At 65.1% G+C, this 5,197-nt stretch carries 5 protein-coding genes and 1 pseudogene; 5 read left to right on the top strand and 1 reads right to left on the bottom strand.

The genetic code is table 11. The features are described from left to right. The 3 genes and pseudogenes from K5Q19_RS15465 to gdhA form a co-directional block, all read left to right on the top strand. Positions 1 to 162 (top strand): annotated as a pseudogene (locus K5Q19_RS15465) (adenylate kinase); the annotation flags it as partial. Between the two features lie 49 nt (positions 163 to 211). Next, entirely contained in the window at positions 212 to 1,252 is a 1,041-nt protein-coding gene (locus K5Q19_RS15460) for an SRPBCC domain-containing protein (RefSeq protein WP_292946979.1), read from the top strand. A gap of 166 nt (positions 1,253 to 1,418) precedes the next feature. Next, complete coding sequence (gene gdhA / locus K5Q19_RS15455) at positions 1,419 to 2,774, top strand: NADP-specific glutamate dehydrogenase (protein ID WP_365759797.1); 1,356 nt, start codon at positions 1,419 to 1,421, stop codon at positions 2,772 to 2,774. Between the two features lie 98 nt (positions 2,775 to 2,872). On the opposite strand, the gene K5Q19_RS15450 is transcribed toward gdhA, so the two are convergent. Further along, the gene (locus tag K5Q19_RS15450) at positions 2,873 to 4,156 is read right to left on the bottom strand and encodes an MFS transporter (RefSeq protein WP_292946976.1); all 1,284 of its coding nucleotides are present in this window, start codon (positions 4,154 to 4,156) and stop codon (positions 2,873 to 2,875) included. A 396-nt stretch (positions 4,157 to 4,552) separates the two neighbouring features. On the opposite strand from K5Q19_RS15450, the gene rpsM reads away from it, so the two are divergent. Together rpsM and rpsK are read left to right on the top strand one after the other, a co-directional pair. After that, on the top strand, positions 4,553 to 4,921 hold the full coding sequence (gene rpsM, locus K5Q19_RS15445) for a 30S ribosomal protein S13 (protein WP_054121125.1): 369 nt from the start codon (positions 4,553 to 4,555) through the stop codon (positions 4,919 to 4,921). Between the two features lie 55 nt (positions 4,922 to 4,976). Then, positions 4,977 to 5,197: 30S ribosomal protein S11 (gene rpsK, locus K5Q19_RS15440; RefSeq protein ID WP_292946970.1), on the top strand; the 221-nt coding region annotated here is incomplete at its 3' end.

Here is a 5,197-nt window from a genome sequence, read left to right as displayed (position 1 = left end):
CCGGACGACAACGAGGAAACCGTGCGCACGCGCATGGCCGAATACCGCGCCAAGACCGCGCCGATCCTCCCGATCTACGAAGCGCGCGGCATTGTTGCCCGCGTTGACGGAATGGCGGATATGGACGCCGTGACAGGTGCCATCGAGGCCATTCTCGTATAATGACTTACGTCGAGGCACCTATCCGGGTGCCAAGGCGGGGGTTTTGAACATGCGGCACACGGGGCGTGGGCTATGGGGCGTCGGCCTCATCGCGGCTGGGCTCGCCCTTGCCGCCCCTGCTGCCCATGCCGAGGTGTTGACCCGCACCGAGACCGGCTTCGTCGTCCGCATCGCCAGCGAAGTCACCGCCCCGCCGGCCGAGGCGTGGAAGACCATCCTCGCCCCCGCGCAGTGGTGGCAGAGCCAGCACACGTTTTCCGGCGAGGCCGCGAACCTCAGCCTCGATCCGCAAGTCGGCGGCTGCTTTTGCGAAGTCCTGCCCCGGCCCGAGGGCGCGCCTGCCACGCAGAAGCCCGGCGGCGTGCAGCACATGCGCGTGATCTATATCGAGCCGCCGCGCGCCATGCGCCTCGTCGGCGCGCTGGGCCCGCTGCAGAGCGAAGCGCTCGCCGCGACGATGACGATCACCGTCAAGCCCACCGAGAAGGGCTCGCGCATCCTGTTCGAATATGTCGTCGGCGGCTTCATGCGCTACAAGGTCGATGAAATCGCCCCGGCGGTAGATCGCATGCTGACCGCGCAACTTGCCAGCCTTGCCGGCAAGCTCGGACCGATTGCCGACCTTTCGCCCAAGCCCGCACCGGCAGGTGATGCCGCCTCCACGACCGAGCCTGGCTCTCCAGTCGCACCGCTCAAAGGTGCCGAAACCTTCAGCCTGCCGCCCAAGGGCGCCAAGCCTGCGCCCAAGGCTACGGCCAAGCCGGAAGCCGGACCGGAACCGAAACCGGCGCCCAAGGCCGATGCCAAGCCTGACCTGGCACCCGCTCCGGCATCCAGCCCGGCCAAGGCCGCTGCCACGCCGGCGCCGGGCGCGAAAGCACCGGTCAAGGCGGCCTATCTGCCGCCAGCCAAGCCCGCCACGGTCACGGCGGCAAAAGCCCCGCTGAAAAACGCCGCGAAGCCCCCTGCCAAATCGGCCGCCAAGCCAGCCGTGAAGCCCGCCGCCAAGGCTCCCGATCCGGAAGCCGAGGCCCACCGCGATGCCAATGCCGCCTTCGATGCGGCGCTCGGGGCTGCGCCTGCGCCTTGATGCCGCCAGCTGTGCGTTGGCGCACTGCCGGCCGTAACAAAACCCCGTAAACCGCCGAAAAGAACATCGCGACCCGCCGGGCCGGACCGGGCGGGCGAGGTATCCTCACGTGGGTCGCACATTATCCCGAAGCCCATGCGCGGCTTCGCCAAAGGGGGAGAATGCTGTGGCCGTTTCCGATCACGTTGACCTGCCGACCTTCATGGAAGGCGTCAAGAAGCGCAACCCGTACCAGCCGGAGTTCGTCCAGGCGGTGCAGGAAGTCGCCGAAGACATCTTCGATTTCATGGCCGACAAGGAGCAGTATCACGCGCAGCAGATCCTGCGCCGGATCGCCGAGCCGGACCGTGTCGTCTCCTTCCGCGTCTGCTGGGAAGACGATGCCGGCAACATCCGCGTCCAGCGCGGCTGGCGCGTGCAGAACAACAACGCGATCGGCCCCTACAAGGGCGGCATCCGCTTCCACCCCAGCGTCAATGAAAGCGTGCTCAAGTTCCTCGCCTTCGAGCAGACCTTCAAGAACGCGCTGACCGGCCTGCCCATGGGCGGCGGCAAGGGCGGCTCGAACTTCAACCCCAAGGGCAAGAGCGTCCGCGAGATCATGCGCTTCTGCCAGTCGTTCATGACCGAGCTCTACCGCCACATTGGTGCCGACGTTGACGTGCCGGCGGGCGATATCGGCGTGGGCGGGCGTGAAATCGGCTACATGTTCGGCCAGTACAAGCGCATTACCAACCAGTTCACCGGCGTGCTCACCGGCAAGGGCCTCGAATGGGGCGGCTCGCTGATCCGTACCGAGGCGACGGGTTATGGCGCGGTCTATTTCCTCGCCAACATGCTGGCGACCAAGGGCGAGGATCTCACCGGCAAGACGGCTGTCATCTCCGGCTCCGGGAATGTCGCCACCCATGCCGCGGAAAAGATCGTCCAGATGGGCGGCAAGGTCCTCACGCTCTCCGATTCCGGCGGCTTCATCCACGATCCCGATGGCATCGATCAGGACAAGATCGAGTGGGTGAAGGAGCTCAAGAACGTCCGCCGCGGCCGCATCGAGGACTATGTCGCGGCCTTCCCCAAGGCGACCTTCACGGCAGGCCAGACCCCGTGGGGCGTTCCTTGCGATGTCGCGCTGCCCTGCGCCACGCAGAACGAACTGCTGGGTGAGGACGCGAAGATGCTCGTCGCCAACGGCTGCCGCGCGGTGGCCGAGGGCGCGAACATGCCGACCGACCTCGACGGCGTGCACATCTTCAAGGCCGCGAAAATCCTCTACGCGCCGGGCAAGGCGAGCAATGCCGGCGGCGTCGCGGTCTCGGGCCTCGAGATGAGCCAGAACTCCGAACGCCGGTCGTGGAAGGAGGAGGAGCTTCAGCAGATGCTCAAGGACATCATGCTCGGCATCCACCAGTCCTGCCTCGAATATGGCGATCAGGGCGGCGGCTATACGGATTACGTCAAGGGCGCCAACATCGCCGGCTTCAAGAAAGTGGCCGATGCGATGCTGGCCTTCGGCGTGGTGTGATCAAGGTATGGGGAGGGCGCATGCGGTCTCCCCATACCCTCCTGTCGTTCTGGCAAACAGAGCGCCGCAATCCAGCGCCGTCCGGTACCGTGCCGCTCTCAAAGCGGCCGAAGGCTGCGCATCCGCACGATCAGCGCCACACCGGATGCGGCAAGCATCACCGGCACAAGCAGCGCCATGCCAAGCTGATAGCTGCCGGTGACATCCGCCAGCACACCCCATGTTATTGGGCCGAGGAACGCTCCGGCCTGGGCAATCGTGTTGGCCATGGCCAGCCCGGCGGCGCGGTCGGTCGCCGGAATGAGGCGGCTCAGCACGGCGAGGGGTAGCATTCCGGCAGTCTGTGATGCTGCAAAGAACACGATGATGCCGAGGATCGTGCCCGCAGCGGTCCCGGTCGCCCAAGCCAGCGCGAGCCCGGCAGCCGCGATGGCCATGAGGCCGGCAATGGTCGCGATCGTGCGGGAAACGCTCTGCCCGGTCACCCTGCTCGCCAGCAGCATCGAAACAATCATGGCAGCACCGGCGGCCGCGATGATCCTGCCCACGCCCGCCGGGGCCAGCCCGGTGCTCACGGCCAGAAGCTTGGGCGCCGAAAAGACAATCGCGTTGATGGCCAGGAAGTTGAGCGCATTTGTCGCCCCCAGCAGCAGGACGAAGGGATTGGCAAGCGCGCGCAGCAGACTGGGCGATGCAGCATGTGCCACTGTGGCCTCGCGGCTCAGCGTCCGGTCAAGCCATTGTCGCTCGTCATTGCTCAGCCACTTTGCGCCCTCTGGCCGATCCGGCAGGGCTGCGATCAGCACCAGTGCCAGCAGCACCGAAGGCAGGCCCTCCATGACCAGCAGCCACTGCCAGCCTTGCAGCCCCAGCCAGCCATGAAGCGCAAGCAGCGGCGCAGCCACGAGGCCCATCACGATAGTGGCGAGCGGGAGGGCGATGTAGAATCGGCTCACCGCCCAAGCCCTGTGCTCGCCGGGAAACCAGCTCGAAAGATAATAGATCACGCCCGGATAAAAACCGGCCTCGGCCACGCCCAGCGCAAAGCGCGCAGCATAAAACTGCAGAGGCGTATGCACAAAAGCGGTGAGCACCGAGATCCCCCCCCATGTCAGCATGATCCGGGCGAGCCAGACCCGCGGCCCAAACCGCGCGAGGAGGATGTTGGAGGGGACCTCGAACAGCGAATAGCCGATGAAGAAGGCCGAGGCGCCGAAGCCATAGATCGTCTCGCTGAAGCCGAGATCGGCATTCATCGTGGCAGCGGCAAAGCTGATGTTGCCGCGGTCCATCACCGCCACGAAATAGCTGAGCAGGATCAGCGGCAGAGTGCGCCAGGCGATCTTGCGGATCAGCGCGCGCTCGTTCACCCCGTCCGCCATCCGCCGATGTCCCCGCTTCACCCCGGCGTCGACGCTAGCAGGGCGGGGCCAAACAACAAGCGCACGCGCCAGCCAGAAATGATCCGATACGACCTGACCTTTGACCTTGGCCGGCCGATACGGTATAATCCGTGCATCATCATTGCGCGGCCGTGCCCCAGAGGCGCGAGGGCCACGCTTTTGCGTGTCTTAACGGTTGACGCACCATTCGAATCATCCTAAGCGCGCCATTCACTCGATACGGCAAGGGTTTTTGCGTCGGTTGGGAATCCTCGATTTTCCTGGGTTCCTTCTGGCGAAGCTGCTTCCGTGCAACCGGGTGGATCGCGATGAGATGGGGTCTGGCCCGGCGCTTTCAGTGCTGCCGCCTTCACCCTGTGGAGCATGGAGAAACAAGTGGCTCGTATTGCCGGGGTCAATATCCCCACCAACAAGCGCGTGATCATTGCGCTGACCTACATTCACGGAATCGGTGCGCACAAGGCCAAGCTGATCGCCGACAAGCTCGGCATCGATCACACCCGCCGCGTGCAGGATCTGTCGGACGCCGAAGTGCTCCAGATCCGTGAGACGATCGACGCGGAACACACCGTGGAAGGCGATCTTCGTCGCGAGACCGCGATGAACATCAAGCGCCTGATGGACCTGGCCTGCTACCGCGGCCTGCGTCACCGCAAGGGTCTGCCCGTTCGCGGCCAGCGCACCCACACCAACGCCCGCACCCGCAAGGGCAAGGCCAAGGCGATCGCCGGCAAGAAGAAGTAAGGCGGCTCTTTAGCCCCGACTTCGCAGCACCATTTCTCGACAGGATTTCAGTACAATGGCCCGGGAACCTCAGCGTATCAAGCGGCGCGAGCGCAAGAACATCACCAGTGGTGTCGCGCACGTCAACGCCAGCTTCAACAACACCATGATCACCATCACCGACGCGCAGGGCAATGCCATTTCGTGGTCGTCCGCCGGCATGATGGGCTTCAAGGGCAGCCGCAAGTCGACGCCCTATGCCGCGCAGGTCGCGGCTGACGACGCGGGCAAGAAGGC

The sequence above is a fragment of the Novosphingobium sp. genome (assembly GCF_019748365.1).
GTDB lineage: Bacteria > Pseudomonadota > Alphaproteobacteria > Sphingomonadales > Sphingomonadaceae > Novosphingobium.
This window is presented reverse-complemented; position numbering and strand designations above follow the sequence as displayed.

Bases quoted from the DNA above. Each gene is read 5' to 3' on its own strand.
- K5Q19_RS15460 (WP_292946979.1), top strand. From the start codon at position 212: ATGCGGCACACGGGGCGTGGGCTATGGGGCGTCGGCCTCATCGCGGCT.
- K5Q19_RS15450 (WP_292946976.1), bottom strand. From the start codon at position 4,156: ATGGCGGACGGGGTGAACGAGCGCGCGCTGATCCGCAAGATCGCCTGG.